The sequence below is a fragment of the Clostridium akagii DSM 12554 genome (assembly GCF_000686725.1).
GTDB classification, from domain to species: Bacteria; Bacillota; Clostridia; order Clostridiales; family Clostridiaceae; genus Clostridium_I; species Clostridium_I akagii.
The window spans coordinates 40528-61386 of record NZ_KK366008.1; the positions used below are offsets into that span (position 1 = coordinate 40528).

A 20859-nucleotide genomic window follows, 5' to 3' on the forward strand; every position below is an offset into this window, starting at 1 on the left:
ACAAGTTGTACACCAAATTAATCTTTAAACTACTTAAAGCATATGGTATACTTATTTTCGATATCTTTGTGATATCCTTTATATGGGAGTCCAATCTTTTAGTGAGATCACTGGACTTCCTTTTATTTTTTGCCCTCTTTTTCTAGTTTTCTTTTCTCCTCTTTTTCTGTAAGCCATTTTTCTACTTCAGAAAATTTATACCTATAAGCTTTTGGTATTCCTATATATGGCATGCCTTCAGCCCTCCATTTGCTTACAGTTGATTTTGCTATTTTTAATATTTTCTGCAGCTCTGGCGTTGATATATATTCTTCATCTTTAGTTGATTCTATTTTATTCATAGCCTACCTCCATAGTTTATTTGGTTCTACAAGCTCATTATAGGTTTGCTTGGTTCACTTGTCAATAAAAAATATATAATTTTTGGTTTATTTTTATAAAATTTATCCTTTCTTCGAATATATTCCTTTAAAGCTCGCTTGTTAACAAATATTTAGGGTGTTCTTTTCTGAGATAGTCCTTGATAATAGTTAATTCCTCCTTTTTTATTAAATAGTAATAATTATTAGTCCATGTCTTAAATGCAAGTAATGGTTTTATACTACACTCATTAAATAGAAAATTATATTTTAAATAACACTTAAATTGAAGCATTGCTTTAGAGTTCTCTACTTTTAGGGTTTTTCTATCAATTAATATATAATTTTCTGGTATATTCAATTCTCTTATAGGTATATCACGTTCAATTACCTTTGAAGTGTGACCTTTGTTGAATTCTACTATTGCTTTTTTATCTTTTTTCCTAGATCTATAACCTTCTATTAAACTTAACAAAATGCAGAGTATAACTATGACAGATACATCAATACCAATATATTTGAAGTATTTTATATTAGATAAATAATGTACACTAATAACAGCTATGAGTGTACTTGTTATAAACCATGGAACTATCATTATTGGCATCATTATCCTCCTACTTAATTGCATTCTGAATAGTTATATTAGGCGTAGCAGTATTATTAGTATCTTTTACCGCATGTACTTTTCCTTGTGCCAAAGCATTATCAATCTTTTCCTGATCTTCAGAACTACCATAGAGATTTAGTTTTGATGTAGCAAGTTTGTTTCCACTATCTCTACTTACCACCTGTCCATCTGTGGTAAATGCTTGTGATATTAAAATAGGATGTGTTAATACTGGTTTTGTTATTACATTATTATCCTCGGTTATTGTAAGTATTAAATCTATCATATCTCCATCTCTTAACGTTCCATTTACACAACTGCTTATATCACTGAACGTAATAGAGAACTCTCTAGGATTTTTAATATCTTTTAGTCTATTAGCAGTATTGGCTACATTTACACTTGAAACTTGTTCACCTTTTAAAATTTCCGAGGTTATATATTTACCAACTAAAGTATTTTCATCACTTACAGCGCCATCAATGAATAATGCGTTATCACTATTCTCTTCAGAAAAATAATATTTTATATTTTTTTCCGTAATGTTAGTATTTACACCTATTGGTCTTATGGCATAAACCACCTTATGCACACCATTTGGATGTGACATTTTATTTTGAATAGCACCAAACACAAATGTCAAAATTACTGCCAGGAAAAAACATAAAGCAGCAATTCCAAGTTTCCCATTTATAAATGACTGTTTTTTCTCAGGTACTTCTATATTTTTATTTTCATTAGACATAGTTTTTTAAACCTCCCCTATATAATCTTTAATTTTTTTTATAAATTCCTACGTCTCTACCTATGGTTACATACTTTGTTTTATTAAATATAGTATCTATTGTGAAACCGATGTTTGAATCTACTGTGGTAACATTTATTGTATTTCCATTCTCTGTTTTCATAATTCCTTTTTGGGATGGAAAATTCTCAGTATCGAACGATCCTGCCTGTGCATTATACTTATATTCTGTAATATTGTTTGTTGTAGGGTCCACATTATAAATAATAAATGTCTTTATATCAACTTTGCTCTTAATAAAACTTGTGCTATATTTCGGAGTATAATTATCATCTAAACTAAAATTATATTTCATATGTTTTTTCCATGTTTCAATAGCTTTATTGGGATCTTTAATAATAATTATATTTTTATCTGGACTTTGTGAAAGTAAATCTTGATCTAAGTTATTTGTACTAAAAACAGACAAATTTGAAACTACTAAAGAGTTATCTAAAATCTCACCAACAGCTGCAAGTTTATATTTTGTAATACCTATGGCAAATATAGTATAGAGCAGTAAAAATGTTAAAAATGCAAATAAGGTAAGTATATATGCTGATCCTTTTTTCTTTCTTAACCCTGGCATATCACTCTCCCCCTTAGTTTTTCGAAGTGTCAGAAATTGCAATTTCACTTCTTACTGTCTTACTTTGAAAACTTAATTTAAGTCCATCAAAACTGAACTGTTTAATTGTTTGATCAAATTTAATATCAAGATATATATCTCCACCATTATCCACTTCACTCATAGTAGTACCTGTAAGGTCTATATTAGTGAATCCATTACTTTGAAAATCACTCACAAGTTTTGATGCCTTATCTTCACTTAAATAGCCATTGCCATAGCTATCCATTTTCTTCATGTAGTTTCCTGCTATCCTATTTGCTATTAAATATTTATCTAAAGATTGTGCTTCTCCCATAAAGGAAACACCCACAAAAAGAAACATCAATATTCCCATGATAATAATTACAATGTGATGAAGTACAAAGCCTTTTTTCTTTTTTAATTCCCTTTTCAATACATCACCTTCCTCTTGTATTGATTTTATTGTAAATAAAAATAGTGCACATGCTCGTACACTATTTTTAAGGCTGCTTTATTAATATCTATAACTTAATATTAGTTTGTACCTCCGGTTCCAGTACCATTCCCACCATATGAAGACGAAAATGCAGCAATATTTGCTCCCATAGTATTAATGGCGGTGTTCATTTGTGGAACAACATCAAGTTTATACAGCATTACAAAACCAAATCCAATAATACCAATAGCAAGAACAATTAGTGGATGCATATCACCCGTTTTCTTTTTCAAGTTTCCTTTAAATTCTTCTACCCTTACATTTACAGCTGGGTTTATTGCAGCAACACCGCATTCCAAAGTTTTACTTCCTAAAATCATTAAATCTCTTATCATTTTTTTCCTCCTATAATATCTCGTGTACAAGGTACAATGCCCCTTGTCATGGCAATGTTTGTGCTATAATATTTTTTATTTTAATAGTCCTGTACTAAACTGTGTAAGCGATGGGAATGTGAAAATTGCTATAGTAGCCATTATCCCACCAAAATAATACAGACCAATTAAAGACATTTTATCTGGTATTTTACTAGTTATTTCCTGTACAGCAACTAAATTAAGATCGTCAATTTGACTTGATACATCTTCTAGCTGTTCAAGGCTTTTTCCAGTTTTTAAGCTTTGCTTTATAGCCACTGCAAAATTATTTATGTCATCAGACCTAAATTTTTCTGTGAAATTATCCAGGGCACTTTCCATGTTAGAATAAATGCTTATTTCAGCAGTTAGTTCAGCTAGGCTTCTTTTAATTCGCTTATTTGAAACTATAAGATAGCATTGATTTAAAATATCACCTATATATAATCCAGCAGCAGTCTGCATTATAATTGCATCATATATATTTTTTAATTCAAAAGTTATCTTATTCATATCTTCATAATTTTTGATGAAAAAGCACAAATCAAGTATAAAAAATGATGCTATAGCTAATATTATTCCTGCTATATACCATCCTTCTGCGAATGACAAAATGAAAAATAAAACTGTTGGAATTACTTTAAAAATTATATATCCATCTGGTGTAATATTATATGGATTGCCATAACTTTTTAAGCTCTTCGAAATCCTCTCTTTTGAAAAATATCCCCCCTTTATGTCCCCCAGATAATTAATAATTTTCTTATAAATACTAACTTCTATATTAGTATTTTTTGCATTCTTATCTCTTATATAGCTTAAGTAAAAATAGGCTGATACAAGAATACACAGGAATATGCTGATAATACTTATATACTTCATTTCTAAACCTCCTCTATTAATAATTTAATTTACCCAGGGCTATAGATTTGTAAATTGTATATATAAAAATCAGGATAAAATATCCCAACATTATATTTCCTTGTGGTGTAGTTATAAACTTAACAAATATGTTACCTGTAAAAGTGCTTGTTGCGGAAAAGCTTATAACTCCGGCAACAATAGTTAGTGCTAAAATAATTGCGCCGGATATAACAGACTTCCTTCTTTTTTCCTTCTGTACATAGTAGTTTTTAAATATTTTTCTTGATTTTTTAAACAATTTTTCATAGCTGGCATCATGCATGGATGCCATGGCCAAATTTCTTAACAGTTGCTTAAACCTTATATTCTCCACCTTATCTTCAAAATTTTTGAAGGATTCTACTACTGATATTCCAGCCTTACACTCATAAACAAATTGCTGTGCATAGCTTTTAAGTGGCTCACCTGCATATGGTATGCTTTTATCAAAGATAACAACAATACTGTTATTAGAACTACTCAAATTTTCAAGTAAATTAATATAATTGAGTTGTAGTCCGTCTATTTTATCAAATGATAGTTTAGATAAAAATTTAAGGATTACAAATATAACAAATATCACTGAAAAGAATACTGTTATATTTATAATCCAAAGATGTAATGCTAAGTTTGTTATAAGCGCTACTAAAAGGCCAAGACAAATAGCTGTAAGTGTTAAAATTTCACTGGTTATGAAAGGAAATATAGCTTTTATTTGTGACCTTTTAATTAAAATATCAAGTTTTTCAATATAAGTTCTTTTTTCAACTTCTCCTTCATATAGAATTCTCGCTGCTTCCTGTAGCTCTCTATCTTCTTCTCTCTCACTAAACTTATTGAAGAAAATTTCGACAAACCCCTTATTCTTAATATCCTTAAAAAAGGTTATTAGAAAATAAGCAAATGCCATTAACACTAAAAAAACTGAAACATAAAAGATTATGTTAGTCTTCATTGTTGAAAATACCTCCTATCCCTTTATTTTGATTCAAAATTTTATTGGATTAATTCACAGCCTTCATTTTGTTTTTATTAAATCTATTTTTTATTAATTTTGATTTTACCTTATTACAATCCTCATTAAGTGGAATATATTTATCTTCTTCAAGCTTATATTCATAAATCGGGTTAAGTTCAAGCGTTTCTGTTTCATTGCTATATCCTGCTATTTGTGTTACTTCCTTGATTTTAAAATCTTCCATAAAAACTATTTCGTCAAAACCAACTAAAGTTGAAAGCAATGATCCATAACTCATTCCACTTGCATGTTTAGAATATTTCATTAAATCGACCAATCTATCTGGGGCCGCTTTAGAGCTAAACACATGCACAGAAGTTATTGGGATATGTCCAGTAAATGCAGCATTGCTTAAATCCCATGATTCTTCTCCTTTTATTTCTCCAACCATCAGGTAATCATAGCCTCCTAAAAGCGCATGCTTTTGTAGTATTTCGGCTAAAGAATAGTGTGTTTTACTATCACCCTTTGCATTTGATACAGATAGTGTAACTATCTCAGGATGTGATTTACTAAACAATTCCTCATTTTCCTGTACAACTAATCCAGCTTTGTTATGAGGTATCTCCTCAAGTAATGCGTTAAAGAAAATGGTTTTTCCTGACCCACTTGGACCACATATTAATATTCCAAGTCCCGCCTCCATAGATTCTTTAAAATGCTCCACTAATTCTTCATTTAGCATTCCTTTCAATTTTAAATCTGGAAGAAGGTCTTTTTCTTTAGGCAACTTTCTAATGTGCATCACCGGATCATCTTTGGTTAGGCAATTACCTACAATATCAATTCTTAAAATAAATCTTTCCGATGTAGTTGTATCTGCAAAAGACTGCATGTTATCAATCTCGCTGAGTATAATATCATTTTTATGTGTTACAAAATTAAGTATAAAATCATTAAAAGCTTCCTTTGACTCAAATTTCACATCAGAAGTTTTTCTACCGCCAAGATACTTAACTCTTATATTGTCTTTATTTATTAACCTTATGTCATATACTTCATCATGATTTTCAATCAAATCATTTATAATCCCATAACTCCAGGTACGAAGTTCAAATTTTTTATAAATCAAGTCAAATTCATCTTCATTAAATTTATATTTCTTTTTAGTAAGATACTGCCTTACTTTGTTTTTAAGATCACTTTTAGGCTTAAGCTTTCTGTTAATAAGATTTATAAAATAAGCTTCCTCAGTTATAAAGTCGTTTATAACTGATTTTAAAAAGCCCTTTTCATCTAAAACAAGCTCATTTTGCCCATTACTCTTTAATTCAACAATATCTTTATTTTCTATTTTCTTTTTAAACAAATTTATATCATCTCCTTACTAATTACACCTGTTATGAGACTGTTTTAAGTACATTCATTTTGAATTTTTCTTATTCATAGCTTCAATATTTAAATTTTTATTTTTAATAATCTTACTTTTAAACCATCTAAAAAAATCACATATCTCAATTCTTTTTTCATAAATTAAAAAAGCTATATACATGAAATATATAGCCCCTACAAAATCTAAAAAAATTGAATATATTAATTTATATTTCCAATCAAATGAAATCAATAGTATCTGAGGAATGTTGATTGCAAGAACCGCACTTCTCAAAAATATTTGATTATAACTCGCCTTATTATCACTGCACATTTTATCAAAACCAATAACAACAACTAATGAAGTCATATAAATTGTAATAATTGTAGCACTCATTGAAATAAAATCATTTCTTATGTTTAAATATCCTTCATAGTTGTAGGCTTTAATATAACAATACAAGCTAACTAAACTTATGATTACAAGTACTATCCTATTGAAAATTTTAATAAATTTTCTCAAATTCTCTCCCCCAGATTATTTTTTATTAATATATTCTATAAGGGATCAATAATTAGTTATTATTAATTCCTTATACCTACCTCTTGCTTTCTGTTCTCTTGAAACTGAATAATTTACTTCTACTTCTTTAAGATTAAACTGTTTGTACCATTCCCTTACTTTTTCATGGTCATTTATAGTCAAAATAAATTTGCCTTTTAATTCAACAAGCTTATCTTTAAGAAGTATATGTTCTTTCTCGCCAAACTCATTACTGTATCCTGCTAATTCAACGTATGGAGGGTCTGCAAAAAAACATGTATGCTCTCTATCATATTTATCTATTATCTTTTCAAAACTTAGGTTTTCAACATAAGTATTCTTAAGCCTCCTTTTCAAATCACTAAGTAGCTCAGTACAAAATATCTGCTGCTTTGGTCTTGTACTGGTTCCATAACCATAATTACCACCTTTACTTGCAAAACTTTGTGTCATTAAATATAAAAACCTCACAGCTCTATTTATCTCTGTGAGGTTTCCTATACTTTCATTTTTATATTCTTCAAATATGTCTCTGCCTGAAAAATCGTACTGAAGCATCCTTTCAACTTCCGCAGCATGATATTTTATCATTCTGAATAGATTTATTAATTCTTTATCAATATCATTGATAACTTCAACCTTTGAAGGCTCTTTACCAAAATATACTCACCCTGCTCCAAAGAATAGTTCTACATAACAAATATGTTTAGGTAGCATACCTATTATTGTTTTTCTTAATCTACTTTTTCCTCCCATTCTGTTAATAGGTGAATTTAACATACCTACCACATCCTTCTCATCTTTTGTTTTTAGCTCTAATATTTCACCACCCTTCACACGAAAATAAAGATTTTTTTGCAAAATAAAACGCCAGAATTTCTACTGGCGATCACATGTAAACCTATGGATATACACACTTAACAATATATTTTATTTTGCTATGAAATAACTTATAAACTTCATAACGTAACTTCGCATAATACTATTAAAGCATATTGAACATGTCATGTAAATGTCATGATTTTGTCACGTTTCGAGTGCCTTTTTAGGGTAACAATGGCTTATTTAAAGGGTTATCTCAATTTAGAGCATGTCATAATTCGTTGATTTTTTCATATTTATAAAAAAATAATTATAATTTACATACTATATCATGTACTTTGGACACCGATATACGTGGTGAACAGCCAACTAAACCTACAAAACCAACGTTAATGAAAATAATACCATAAACCTTCGTTTATGGTACTTAAATAAAACTCTTATAAATAGCTGATTTACAGGTGATTTTCAGTTCCAAAAGTATTACCAAAAACAAAGTATCAAAATAATGTTAATATACCGTTTATGGTACTTATTATAAAATATTATTAGCTTACCGTGGTCGAAAGTCTTGATGTATTGCCATTTATATCTTTAGCGTGAGTTTTGTCGGAAATGTTGGCGATAACCCTAACGTATCTTATTAATCTAATTTGATATACTTAGCCCCTGTTTACAGTGATAATCCATCCACTACAACTTTCATAATATTTATCTTGAGACTACGTCGCTCTCGCAGGAGCTACCTGCCGAATTGATTAAAAGTCAACATTATTATGATTTTATGTAATAAATGTATAATATTGTTGACTTATATATATTATGGTGTAAACTGTAAGTAATGCATGCATTGTAAAATAATTCATCTAAAGGAGAGTTTTTATGAAGGGTATATTTATAAAAAATATGTCATTGGTTTTATCACTTGTGACTGTTATGAGTTTTGGTGTTTCACAATCAGCACAAGCAGCAACTAATGCTAACACTATTCCATCAAAAGCAACTGCTGGTACAAATATTAAATATGATAACAATAATAATATGGTTATATTGAATGGTAATATTAGTAGTACAAGCATTAATAGTTCATTACCTAAACCACAGCCAGGTATGACAGTATCCTATGATGGAACTGGCGAACCTACATTTATTAAAATAAATGGGAAAGCATATAGTAATAAACTAAATACAAAAAATGGTACATTGAGCCCAAGCTATAGAAATGGTTCTTATTCAAACTCTGGAGCTATATCATGGTATGATGATCAAATAGGTCAAGGTAATCATACATTAACTAATTATGACTGTGCTACAGATGAATATGCAGATAACTGCCCTTTAGGCACAAATATATACGTTGCTTCTTCAGGTAACTACTTTCAATTAAAAAAATGGGATGTTGGAAATTTACAGGCTCAGTCTACACCAAGAATAATCGATATTTGGAGTGCATATGAATTTTCATACTTGCTTGATGTTAGCGCCAATCAAGGGCTTGTAAGAAATGCATCTTACAGCCATTATTAATATAGTGGGGTTGCTACGATGTACTTCAACGTAACTGTAATATAGTGGACATTTCAACTTATCATAAACAGTAGTTAATGATAAGTGTTTTTGAAATTAATTTTGTGACCCCTCTTAATGGGTTTAAGTATCCTATTTTTATAAAAACACCTCCTATCAAATACCATCGTTTTTGATAGGAGGTGTTTAATGTAATATAGATTTTTAACATAAACTTTTATTTTTTTGAAAAAATTATAATAACAAATATGAATTATATATGCAAGCATATTTTTAGTATCTTTACCAATAAACAACATAAACTAATTAGCTCAAAGCCAAGAACAAATAACAACATATCACGTTTTGTGCATTGAGTGAAGCGAAAGGAATGGATATTACTATGAGAAATAAAAATATATTATTTTTTTTAATGTTTATTTTAATTTTATATACATTGGGTGGATGTGGAATAAAATCTAATGAAGATTTGCTTATAATATCTTCCCCTAATAATAATAATAAGATTGTTAATTACTATGAATATGACATTTCAAAACAAAAGCTTAATAAGCTTTATAGTATAAATAAAACATGTTATCCAACTGCTGCTTTATCGAATGACGGGAAAATATTATACTTCACAAAAAGTGATAAAAATGGGTATCCTCAACTGTTTCAAAGAAATTTAAATACACATGAGGAAAAGCAGCTAACAACAAAAGAAGGTGATAAAATTATTAATGTTGATTTTTTAAAAATTAATTACAAAAAAAATTTAATTTATTTAAGAACAGTCCAAAAAGACCATAGAAATTTTAATTTATCAATATATGATATAAGGAATAATAGATTAAACGTATTAGATAAGAATGAAAAAGATTTATCAGATCAATTTTTTGATTTTGCTAACTCGTCTAATTCTATATTGGTATTTCAAAATTCTGAGCAAGAAAAATTTAATCTCATGGATTCAGCTAACAAAAGTAAAAACTTTAATTATTCAATAAATAATAAAATGATAATAAAGGATTGGAATGGTAAAGATAAAAAAAATTACAGAGCACTAAAAAGTAACATTGTAGATGTATCTATATCTCCAAATAAACAATCAGCAATAATTTTAGCAGGAGAACTAGTTAATTTTTCTGAACACAAAGTTAAAAAACAAATTATATTAGCAAGTTTTGATAATGTTAATGAACCCAAATCTATTTTAAGTACTAATGGACGTTATCAGGATATAACGAAAATATGCTTTTCTAAAGATGGAAAAGGATTTTATTTTGTTGCTAGTGAATCCAGTAATCAATACAAAGTGTATTATTATGATTTAAAAAATAAAACTATTTTAACAGTACTAAAAATTGATAATGACAAAATTCTTGATTGCATTGAAACACATAAATAATAATTATCTTATACTAAAATAGGCTATAAATGATAAATTTAGTATGAAAAATTATTGGAAGTAAGGCTTGATTAATTTATGAGTATAGTAATACTATTTATATTCAATACTTGATTATATTCCTAACTAATTTTAAATTATTCCATAAATCCAATACCATATAGGCGCTTTGATAATAACTGACTATGCCATGTGACAAAACTATTTAAACTCTGAGTAAAGAAAAAGCTCCTATAATAAACTGAAAGCGACTGCCAATCGACAAAACAATAAATTATAGGAGTTCTCATATAGGTAACGAAATAGAAAGTTTAATACATACATCTAAATTTATTATCTAAAGAATTTACTAGTTAGTAATGCTCTATTGGTTAATTTTTTATGCTATTTTTGTTAAAACTAATTACAGTCGTTCCCATATTATCTGGAGTTTCTTTATTTTCAAGAAGAGCATATCTAATTCCATTATTCGGATACGTTTTTACTATTTTAGAGCTATAGACTGGTGTTCCTGCTGTAAATTTATCTTTATAAGTATACGTGTCATATACTGTATCTTTAATAACTTTACCATCAGTTTCTAGTTCGTCAAGCTTATTTACTAAAAGTTTACCACTTACTATTGTTCCCTTAATTATGCGCACATAGCCTTCTTTACCATTATTAAATGAATCAAGAAATCTATCTAGCATTGATATATTATACACTTCAAGATTTTCACTATCATCCCTAGAAATCATTATTACACTTCCGTTTTTAAGAGATGCTTCAAAATTCCTGGCATCTTCTATATTAGTCTTCTTTAAATCATTTATTTCTTTAAATGATGCTTCTAAATTTTTGCCTTCGTGTTCATTAACATTCTTTAAATCACTTTTTTCTTGAGTTGTTGTAGCTTTATTAGAAGTTATGGTCTTATTATTCATAGTTTCATTACTATACTTATTATTTGTACAGCCACTAATGACTAAAACCACTGTTACAATGCTTAACAATAATATATATTTTTTCAATATTTCGCCTCCTTAAATTTTATATTTATACCTAGAAGTAACAATATAGATTATATGAAAATGTACTGTCTTACCATTTCGTCCTATTTTTTACTAATGCATCCTTATAATATCATATTTTCTAAATACAGTACACACTGAGATGTACATAAAAATAGCTAACTTGGACTTTACATGTCCCCCAGTGTCAGCGTATTTAATATATTACAAGCTTGCCTATATTTATTAGTATATACCAATCATATCATTTATTATGTCTAAATATGTTTTAAAATTCAAACATTTATCGACACATACTGATAATTGCACAAATATACGCCAAAGTTAACTGAACGGCTATAGCTGTAAAATATTTATATACTTATAGTCGTTTTCTGTTCCATTACTACACAACCCCCTATTAATTCTAGTCAGAATGTTTTGATAAAAGACTCTTTTGGTAATAACTGTCTTAACGTATATTTCCCGCGTTTTTTGAGCACTACCCCTATATGAGTTGGAATTTTAAATAAAAACATGTTATGATTTACTTTTACTAACCTACACTTTTATTTTGCTATTTAAATAAATTTTTGTAGTGCTGAATTTTGTATGTCGCATTGCTTTTTGAACTTCAATATTTGCTTTGTAAACTCCAACCTCCTCTTTTTTTTCTTTATATAGAAGCTTAGAAAATGCTCTTCTTAAATCGTGACATTCAAATCCACTTTCTAAAGCTCTATTCATCATATGTTTTTTTGAATAGAATACTTTTTCTTCATTGGTGCTTTCTAAGTATTCACTCAAACTTTTTTCTAAATATTTATCACGAAGGCAATTTATAGTTGCACTTTTTCCACCCTTACCATCTAAAACTTTTATTTTAATTCCTGCATCTGTTATCTCTATATCTTTTTTATTAAGCTCTGCTAATTCAAAAACTCTAAGTCCACTCATCAGCATTAATCTATAACCTAATTTTAATTTTTTATCTCTTAATACATTTATTTTTTTCATTATTTTTTTTAATTCTTTTCCCTCGTCATTCTCTCTTAGCTTTACTGTTTTACTTTTTATAGTTTTTTTTAACTCCTCTTCATCAGGAATATTAATATAATTTTTCACTCTTCTTAATCCATTTACTATTGCAGAAGTTTCCCCTCGCATTTTTATTTTTTTTAAATCCTTTAATAGATCATCACTATTTATTTCTTCAATTTCTGTTTCCCTAGAATATCTTTTTGTTAAAAATCTGTGTAATGAATTAATATATTTTTCTTCTGTTGCCTTCCTTAATTCCTCACCTTTTAATTGCTCTCTGTAAACTTCTATCAATTCCCTAACCTTCACCGCATCCTCACTCCTCCGTTATATACATCTGTCGCTAATGCTCCAAATAGTATATCATCTGTCGCTAACGCTCCAAATAATATACTATGGTAATATATATCCTCCGATATATACACATAAATATACTGTTACTCCACAATCATATTATCTGTACTCCGTACATCTAACATGACCGTTCCGTCCCAATATATTTATGTATATATATACTACGTATATATATACCCCATTCCCTCCCTTGAGACTAAATCAATGCTAAGCTTACAGCCTCTAAGCTTTACACCCTGTCCAAAATACATTATTGATTTTTACAATGTCCCATGTATTTTTACAGCTTACTTTCCATTAAATTTGATGCTAAATTGAACCTTTTTCTATTTATTACAATCATTCTAGATCTCGTATTGTCACCTATATAAACTCTCTTGGATAAACATTTATTCTCTCGATCTATTAGATTAAATTCGCCCCAAATTGATAATTTATCTGCATTTTTTTTAAAAGGATTTTTAGAAAAATATTCAAATAAAATTTCTTTTCTTATATAAATAAAATTGTCTTTTATTATCACTTTTTTTTCTTTTTTTTCTTCAATTTTATTTTCGTCTTGCAACAAATTATTAATTATTGCAATGTATTCTTCAAAACACACTTCAAGTACATTCAAAAGAAATCACCACCAAATTTAAAAGTATCACTGTCTATTTGTACATTTTTTTCCAGCATATTTGATATTAAATTGAACATTTTTCTATCTATTACAATCATTCTATCTCTCTTATTTTCACCTACATACACCTTCTTAGTTAATCTTCCAGAGTCGGTATTAATTAGATGTAATTTGCTCCAATTTGATAATTTATCTGCATTTTTTTCATACGGTTTTTTAGAAAAATATTCAAATAAAATTTCCTTTCTTATATGGATTACATCCTTGTTTATTTTCAATTTATCATTTAGATCTTCACTTTTTGTATCTAATAAATCTCTAACTATTTCAACATATTCTTTTATATAACGTTCTAATAATATAATGTTAAACCACCTCCAATTTTAAAAACATAATATAATTTATTCTGATTTTTGCTCTTGTACTTGTTCATTTTTACTTACTATATCTAATAAAAAAGATACATTGTCTGTTATATATTCAGTTTGTTTTTTTAATAACCATTCCTCATAGTCCTCACCTTTGATACTTAGTATTTTTTTAACTGCCTCTGTTTTTTCTCTAAGGTCTTGTTTGATTTTTTTTTCAGACACTTTAATTTCCCTCCTTAAATTTAAAATCAATTATTTTTTCAAAGCTTAGGTTTTGTACTTGTCCCATAATCATAATTACCACCTACATATCTTTTTTTATATATAAGATCTCACCACCCATCACACTAAAATAAATATTTTTTTTGCAAAACAAAACGCCAGCATTTCTACTGGCGTTTACATGTAAACCTATGGCTAAACAAGCTTAACAACATATTTATTTAGCTATAAAATAGCCTGTAAATTTCATAACATAACTTTAAACAATACTATTAAACCACATTAATCATGTCATGTAAATGTCATGATTTTTTCACGTTTTAAATGCCTTTTTAGGACAATAATGGCTTATTTAAAGGGTTATTTAAATTTAGAGTATGTCATAATTCGCATATATTTTGATATTTATAAAAAAATAATTATAAATTACATCCTATAGCATGAATCACATCCACAGTTACTGAATTACCTGCACATTTATATAATCTTGAATCGCTTAATCCTGCATTTTTGGCTTTATAAAAATATTCATCTGAAAATCCTTGTAGTCTAAAACATTCTAGTGGAGTAAGTCTTCGAATCCTACCATTGATTAGAGTTCCTTGGTTACAAGATGTATCTAGTGTATTAGCTCTATTTTTCCCCACTCTACCCCGTCTTGTTTTGCTACCAGGTACTGCTAGATTTATAGAGTCTCCTTCATTAGCCTTTGAATATCCTGTTTGGGTAGCTTCTGCAACTAAAACACCATGTATATCTGTAGCTGTTAATGATAATTCTTTCTATTCATATCACCCCACTTTCTTATAATATGAATTATACTTTTAAATTACACTTTTCCCATTTATTTAGTCTATCTGGGGTTCAATTCCATTTTTAATAACCTCATTAGCAATTGCACAGTTAATAACATCAGTTGTTTTAGCACATAATGAACAAATGAAATACAAGCTATGTTTATTTCCACATTGAAATTTTTTATTACAACTCTCACATAAGTTTAATCTTTCTTTATCCTTTAAACCTTTTATAAAGCAATTGAAATAACTTAATTGTTCTTTATTTAGCTTATACATTAATTACCCCCTTACCTTATAAAATTATTAAAAAAAGACCAGAAAGTATCTTCTGCTCTTCTTCATCTTCATATTTTTTATTAATATCTATTTCAAATCCTTATATTTTTCAATTTGTAATTAAATTCATATCAATTTCATAACCAGCAGCCTTCATCTCTTTGGCTAAAGACGAAGCCCACGCCTTATAAGAATCCATTAGAATATATACTAAACCAGAAATATCATTTGGTGTTTCTACGCTATCTTTAACTAAAGCACATACCCTATTTCTACCTAGCTTTCCCATTAGATAACCATGCTCAAAAACAACATTTTGTCTAGCACGTGGTTGCATTTTATCGCTACCTTTAGCTGAACCTAAATCACATGAAGTATATAATACAACGGCGAACCCTACATTTGAATAATCTTCAATTTTTTCAATAATAGTTTTACCTGAATTCACCTGTTCATGAAGTATTATCGCAGTAAATCCTAATTTTTCAATGAATCGTGCGACTTCAGTTTTCGCTAACTCATCATGCCCATGAACAATAAATACTTTAGTTTTATCCATTTTGACCATCTTATCCACAACTTTGCTTGTCGAATCATCTTTGTCGATAATCTCTTTCGCTTCATAAAATACCTCTTTAGTAATGTCTTTTGTATATCTAGCATAACCTAAAATAGATTTAGGAGATACATACATTAGTAACCCTGCCTGCTTATGACTATTTTCATATGAAGCTAATTCTTTTGTGGATTTTTCTGTAACTTTAGCGACAACCCTTACAATATCCTGATAATTTAAAAGATACCCATTAACCTGAAATTGCTCCTTCTTTAAATACGGGATAATTATATCGTTAAGAACATTGTCTCGATTTATTATATCTAATTCAAAGATTTCTCTGTTGTGTTTGTTTTTTTCAATTTTCTCTGATGTTTCTATTAATACATGATAAAACATATTTTACCTCCTAAATGAATTATAAGTTGAATGCCAATTTCATTGTAAATATCCACCTTCCTACGAATACATTATTCAAAAAGCTTATCGGTTAGTCATTGAAAATACCCAAAACAAGATGCTATCCGTTAGCCTAAGCATGAAAATAGCATCCTCTATTGTTGGACTTTCCTTAGCTGATCCATAAGTTGATTCATTTCTATGAGTTCCGTAATCAGACATCATAGAGTAGATCATATAAATTGTTTTGGTTTTTGTAAGTTTTCCATCTTTATTTTCATTAAAAAACTTTGCTAAATCGTCTTTTCTCAAACTAGTCTTTATTGCTAAATCAAGTTCTGAAACACTAGAAACATTGACATCACCACTAACATTAAATATTCCCCGTAACCATTTAGCAAAAGATTCAGTTCCCTTATATTCAGAAAAGATGCTAACTAATGCTGTTCTACATGACTCAATACATGCTCCTGCATGTCCACAAGTGTAGGCAGAAATGGCAGAATCATAAGAATCATATACTCCTGGGTGTTCTCCCATTAACCAAGATTCTACTGAAAAAACTTCAGTTATTCTAACTATATCAGAATGCATTAATGACAGCACTTTGATATTATCATTTTCTATATATATATCTAACCCTAGTAACTGATATAACTTTACTAGTTCATCATAATCATCTACCATTTCTTCTTCAATATAAGAAATGTTAAATGCCTTTGTTAACTCTTTCAATAATAGAATAATCGCTTCATTTTTACATTCCATATATAAATCGCTAAATATAAAATCTAGTCCTAAAAAAACATTATACTCTTCGTTACTGTTTTCATATTTATTTCCATGTGCGGTTCTATAGCAATATGGAATTAAGTACTTGGAATATTTCTCATAATACTCGTTCAAACCAGCACACTTCAATCTGGCTTTTAGTTCTCCATTATTTTTCTTAATAAATCCTTGCTTTCCAATTATATCCGCAATTTTAGCTACTATAATTTCTTTTTTTTCCATCAATCCTAACCTCCATTTTAATGCCGTTTTATGATACAATTCATCTCATTTTATACTTATGTTGTCTCATTATATATCAATTTTATCTTTATATGTTCATTTTCCCCATAAATTTATTTTATCTTAAATTTCACTACTTATTTTTCTAATTATGACCCATCAATGCCTTTCCTTCTGTGTAGTCATCGCTGGGGCGCTCTGATTTATCATATTCTTTAATATATATCTGTAAGGTGTTTAATCTTATCATCTAATTCATCAATTATTACTTTATTTCTATTCATCATACCCCCACCTTTTTATATAAAGGAAACATGTGGCTCTAGTTATTAAACACTATAATAAAACTGTGGCTTAACACAAATTAGATATTATGATTAAATTACAGACTAATCATAGCCTTGTTTTATCTATTTCATTCTAAATTACTGTGTTAAAAAATGGATAACTTTCATTTTTAGTTAGTTTAGATTACGTTTAAAGTTGTTCAGCTACTAAATGGAGATCTAATTTTACTTCAATTGTTTCTCCCCGCTCGTTTTCAAAATATAATTTACTAGCCTTATCTCTAAATATATGGAAAAAACCGCCATGATGATAATGTAGATATTTATGATGGTATGAGCAGACAATAATTACATTTTTATAGTTGTCAATTTCATTAATTTCTTCTTGTTCAGTAAGTTGCTTAGCGGAAGATAACAGTTTTATATGGTGCCCTTCTACATAGTACTTACCATCCCCCATATCTATTAATAAATCTATCCTTTCTTCTCCGCATATCTGACATTTATAGTTATATAATATTTTTAGTTCCTTAACCAAGCGGTTATTCCTTTGAACTTTTTCTGTCTTAGTTAATACAACAGTGGCATTGCCTTGTATTTTTTCAATTCTGCTTAATTGGTATTTGATTTTCTTAAAATCTTTTAATGACGATAATGTAATTCTTTGAATTCCCCATGATTGCAATACGTCATCAATTTTTAATCCTTTCTTCCCGATAAAGTCATATAATTTAACGTATTCATCGCTGTCTGCAGGTAAATATAATAAATTACCACGTATCATAAAAGGTTTTAGCATATGTAAAATCATTATTTTCTTATCTTCTGTAATTTCGCTGTCAACTTCTGACTTCCAATCATATTGGTAATAGCCTTCTGGTACAACTAAAACTCTTTCAAATCCAAGTTTATTTATAAATTTGTCAACAGAATTGTCTCTTTTTCCAGTAAATTGTTGCAGTTTAGCATATAACGGATCATACGAATGAACATAAACTTGATTACCTATTCCTATTTTTCTCTTAGTTAGGTCTTCTACATACCCTTTAACTGCGTTAACTGAACGGCTTAAATCCGACACTACTTCATAGTTGTATTGTTTTGCAAATTCATCTACTGTAATATTTCTGCGGTATAATGCAATATAAACCATATGATAATCTTCGCTCTGAGTTGTGAAACATATTTGATTATCATTAATTTTATATTTTAATAGAATATTAAATATTTCTTCATCAGTTTTTGTATTGGGGTGATAATAATTATATCCTAAAAATTCTATGTATGGTTCCTTACCCGTTTTAGTAGGTACTTCTATATTATCAGGTAACACTATTACTATATCGCCTTTATTATATCCTTTTTCTTCAATTTTTTTTATATTTTCAAAATCTATTTCATTATACTTATCAAAACCTATTTGCTTGAATTTTGCAAGGATAGCTTTGGGTATATTCTGAACAAACTTCATTTGATCCATATTTTTAATTAATATTGCGTTTTCATACTTATTATTATTTAAAATACAAATAATTATTTCGTCCTTTTTATATTTTGTTACTCTATCATCAATCATTGCTATTATTATTTTTTCTTCTTCTGCACTTATTATATCTGTAACCCAATTTGAATGATTATTCGTGCTATCATTAATTAATTTTGAAACATATTGTCTTTTCACATTTAGGATGTTTGCAATATCTGTTTGTTTAAGGTTAAATTCTTGAAATAATATTCTAATCGTATCTATATCATATTTGCTATCATATTTACTATCATATTTAGTTATCCATTCATACCCTAAGAATTTAGCATACTCAACACTGCTCATAGCTCTAATTATACATATTTTTCTAAAACTATTTACATATAAGGATGCGTTCAATTTATACAAATTACTGATAATTTTATCAGGATAGATAATCGATAGTTGATGTTTTAAATAAGGTTCTGTTTTAATTAGTTCTAATTCTTCACTATTAAAATCTTCTTCCATATTTCCCCTCTTACTTGCAATAGTTGATATTATTTTACAATTTTGACGTAACTCTTAGGACTATTATACCATGCTGTACCCCCTACTATTTTTAACCCTTGTATTCTTTTATTAATTTATAAAAAGTAGTTTTCTTTAACTCTAATATTTTCATTACATCAATACCTTTTATTTGTCCTTGCTTCATCATTTTATAATACTTGTCCCACTGTTTAGGATATTCTATTGCCTTTCTACCTTTAAACTTTCCCTCCTGCTTTGCAATAGCTATACCTTCCATTTGTCTATCTTTTATGTAGTCACGTTCAAGTTGTGCTACTGCTCCAAATATCGTTAGCATGAACATTCCTGTTGGTGTAGTTGTGTCAATTGCTTCTTTAAGCGATACAAATATAATACCTTTACTATTTAATTGCTCTACTAGGTTTATTAAATCCTTTGTATTACGTGCAAATCTACTGATACTCTCTACAATTAATTTGTCACCATTCTTTAATGCAGCCATCATATTAATTAGCACAGGTCTATCAATTGTATTATTTCCACTTGCCTTCTCAATAAATACATTTTCTACTGGTATATCATATTGTTTAGATTTAACTTCCTGCCTTATAGTGTTTTGGTCTTTACTGGATACCCTTATATAAAAATATGTATTCATAAGATACCATTCCTTTCAGTTCCCTTGTTTCTATGCTAATATTACCATTTAGTTCATTTAAGGTCAATTTAATTGATGAACCAATTTTATAGATATTTAGTACGATATAATGCGACTTTGAGAAGTGTTCGTTTTAAGTTGTCTGTACTATACTCTAAATGAACTATTAAAATTTATATCTAAAGACTTGTAATTTATTTTTTTGTGATAAAATATAAAAAAGCACCTGGAGTCAACCAAATGCTAGAACATAGTATTAAAAAAGGGGGTAATCTTCTTATATTTATATACTAATCTTTATTTATTACAATACTATGTCAAAGTTCAATATTAATTGTAAATGATCCACCTAAACGGAACTTTTATTTCTTCTTCAGATGGATTATTTTTAGATTTATTATATATTTTAAAAATTTTCTCAATTATTTCATTTCTTTCTATTTTAAACACCTACCCATTGTCTTTGGGCGCCGAGGTTCCTGTTCAATTAACTCGAATTAGACTGAAAAAATACCGTAAAATTCATTAACTGAATAATACGGTATTTTTTGACATC

The 20859-nt window shown here is 28.4% G+C and carries 23 protein-coding genes and 1 pseudogene; 2 read left to right on the forward strand and 22 right to left on the reverse strand.

Annotation, left to right across the window (positions count from 1 at the left end):
- Positions 1-122: 122 nt before the first annotated feature.
- From BR66_RS0118625 to BR66_RS24280, 11 genes and pseudogenes are all read right to left on the reverse strand, one after another.
- Complete coding sequence (locus BR66_RS0118625) at positions 123-341, reverse strand: helix-turn-helix domain-containing protein (RefSeq protein WP_026884258.1); 219 nt, start codon at positions 339-341, stop codon at positions 123-125.
- Positions 342-468: 127 nt separating this feature from the next.
- Entirely contained in the window at positions 469-966 is a 498-nt protein-coding gene (locus BR66_RS0118630; RefSeq protein ID WP_026884259.1) for a hypothetical protein, read from the reverse strand.
- A gap of 10 nt (positions 967-976) precedes the next feature.
- Positions 977-1714: a CpaB family protein gene (locus BR66_RS0118635; RefSeq protein ID WP_026884260.1), complete on the reverse strand. Its 738-nt coding sequence runs from the start codon at positions 1712-1714 to the stop codon at positions 977-979.
- 28 nt (positions 1715-1742) lie between these two features.
- Positions 1743-2342: a hypothetical protein gene (locus tag BR66_RS0118640; protein ID WP_026884261.1), complete on the reverse strand. Its 600-nt coding sequence runs from the start codon at positions 2340-2342 to the stop codon at positions 1743-1745.
- Positions 2343-2355: 13 nt separating this feature from the next.
- Positions 2356-2778, reverse strand: a complete 423-nt coding sequence (locus BR66_RS0118645) for a hypothetical protein (RefSeq protein WP_026884262.1) — start codon at positions 2776-2778, stop codon at positions 2356-2358.
- Between the two features lie 101 nt (positions 2779-2879).
- Positions 2880-3176 (reverse strand): hypothetical protein, encoded by a 297-nt coding sequence (locus BR66_RS0118650; protein WP_026884263.1) that lies wholly within the window; start codon positions 3174-3176, stop codon positions 2880-2882.
- Positions 3177-3251: 75 nt separating this feature from the next.
- Positions 3252-4079 (reverse strand): hypothetical protein, encoded by an 828-nt coding sequence (locus tag BR66_RS0118655; protein WP_026884264.1) that lies wholly within the window; start codon positions 4077-4079, stop codon positions 3252-3254.
- Positions 4080-4095: 16 nt separating this feature from the next.
- Positions 4096-5055, reverse strand: a complete 960-nt coding sequence (locus BR66_RS0118660) for a type II secretion system F family protein (RefSeq protein WP_026884265.1) — start codon at positions 5053-5055, stop codon at positions 4096-4098.
- 49 nt (positions 5056-5104) lie between these two features.
- Positions 5105-6427 carry an ATPase, T2SS/T4P/T4SS family gene (locus BR66_RS0118665; protein ID WP_026884266.1) on the reverse strand — a complete coding sequence of 441 codons (1323 nt, stop codon included), beginning with the start codon at positions 6425-6427 and terminating at the stop codon, positions 5105-5107.
- 54 nt (positions 6428-6481) lie between these two features.
- A complete protein-coding gene (locus BR66_RS0118670; protein WP_026884267.1) occupies positions 6482-6952 on the reverse strand; it encodes a hypothetical protein in 471 nt (156 codons plus the stop codon).
- Between the two features lie 45 nt (positions 6953-6997).
- Positions 6998-7753, reverse strand: a pseudogene (locus tag BR66_RS24280) (DNA adenine methylase).
- Positions 7754-8677: 924 nt separating this feature from the next.
- Here BR66_RS24280 and BR66_RS0118680 point away from each other — a divergent pair.
- Together BR66_RS0118680 and BR66_RS0118685 are read left to right on the forward strand one after the other, a co-directional pair.
- Entirely contained in the window at positions 8678-9322 is a 645-nt protein-coding gene (locus tag BR66_RS0118680; RefSeq protein ID WP_026884268.1) for a hypothetical protein, read from the forward strand.
- Positions 9323-9704: 382 nt separating this feature from the next.
- Complete coding sequence (locus tag BR66_RS0118685; protein WP_026884269.1) at positions 9705-10712, forward strand: TolB-like translocation protein; 1008 nt, start codon at positions 9705-9707, stop codon at positions 10710-10712.
- A gap of 371 nt (positions 10713-11083) precedes the next feature.
- Here BR66_RS0118685 and BR66_RS0118690 read toward each other — a convergent pair whose 3' ends face one another.
- From BR66_RS0118690 to BR66_RS0118740, 11 genes are all read right to left on the reverse strand, one after another.
- On the reverse strand, positions 11084-11725 hold the full coding sequence (locus BR66_RS0118690; protein ID WP_026884270.1) for a DUF4362 domain-containing protein: 642 nt from the start codon (positions 11723-11725) through the stop codon (positions 11084-11086).
- Between the two features lie 540 nt (positions 11726-12265).
- Positions 12266-13054, reverse strand: a complete 789-nt coding sequence (locus tag BR66_RS0118695) for a tyrosine-type recombinase/integrase (protein ID WP_026884271.1) — start codon at positions 13052-13054, stop codon at positions 12266-12268.
- 325 nt (positions 13055-13379) lie between these two features.
- Positions 13380-13718, reverse strand: coding sequence for a TcpK family conjugal transfer DNA-binding protein (locus tag BR66_RS0118700; RefSeq protein WP_026884272.1), 339 nt, complete (start codon positions 13716-13718; stop codon positions 13380-13382).
- Positions 13715-14086, reverse strand: coding sequence for a TcpK family conjugal transfer DNA-binding protein (locus BR66_RS0118705; RefSeq protein ID WP_479723156.1), 372 nt, complete (start codon positions 14084-14086; stop codon positions 13715-13717). The genes BR66_RS0118700 and BR66_RS0118705 overlap by 4 nt, the downstream gene beginning before the upstream one ends.
- A 36-nt stretch (positions 14087-14122) precedes the next feature.
- Complete coding sequence (locus BR66_RS0118710; RefSeq protein WP_026884274.1) at positions 14123-14314, reverse strand: hypothetical protein; 192 nt, start codon at positions 14312-14314, stop codon at positions 14123-14125.
- A 419-nt stretch (positions 14315-14733) separates the two neighbouring features.
- On the reverse strand, positions 14734-14961 hold the full coding sequence (locus BR66_RS0118715) for a DNA cytosine methyltransferase (protein WP_341350077.1): 228 nt from the start codon (positions 14959-14961) through the stop codon (positions 14734-14736).
- Between the two features lie 201 nt (positions 14962-15162).
- Positions 15163-15390: a hypothetical protein gene (locus BR66_RS0118720; protein ID WP_026884276.1), complete on the reverse strand. Its 228-nt coding sequence runs from the start codon at positions 15388-15390 to the stop codon at positions 15163-15165.
- A gap of 109 nt (positions 15391-15499) precedes the next feature.
- Positions 15500-16345: a TIR domain-containing protein gene (locus tag BR66_RS0118725; protein WP_026884277.1), complete on the reverse strand. Its 846-nt coding sequence runs from the start codon at positions 16343-16345 to the stop codon at positions 15500-15502.
- A gap of 84 nt (positions 16346-16429) precedes the next feature.
- Positions 16430-17359, reverse strand: coding sequence for a hypothetical protein (locus tag BR66_RS0118730; protein ID WP_026884278.1), 930 nt, complete (start codon positions 17357-17359; stop codon positions 16430-16432).
- Positions 17360-17836: 477 nt separating this feature from the next.
- A complete protein-coding gene (locus tag BR66_RS0118735) occupies positions 17837-19642 on the reverse strand; it encodes an HNH endonuclease (RefSeq protein ID WP_026884279.1) in 1806 nt (601 codons plus the stop codon).
- A gap of 91 nt (positions 19643-19733) precedes the next feature.
- Positions 19734-20303: a recombinase family protein gene (locus BR66_RS0118740; RefSeq protein ID WP_026884280.1), complete on the reverse strand. Its 570-nt coding sequence runs from the start codon at positions 20301-20303 to the stop codon at positions 19734-19736.
- Between the last annotated feature and the right edge of the window lie 556 nt (positions 20304-20859).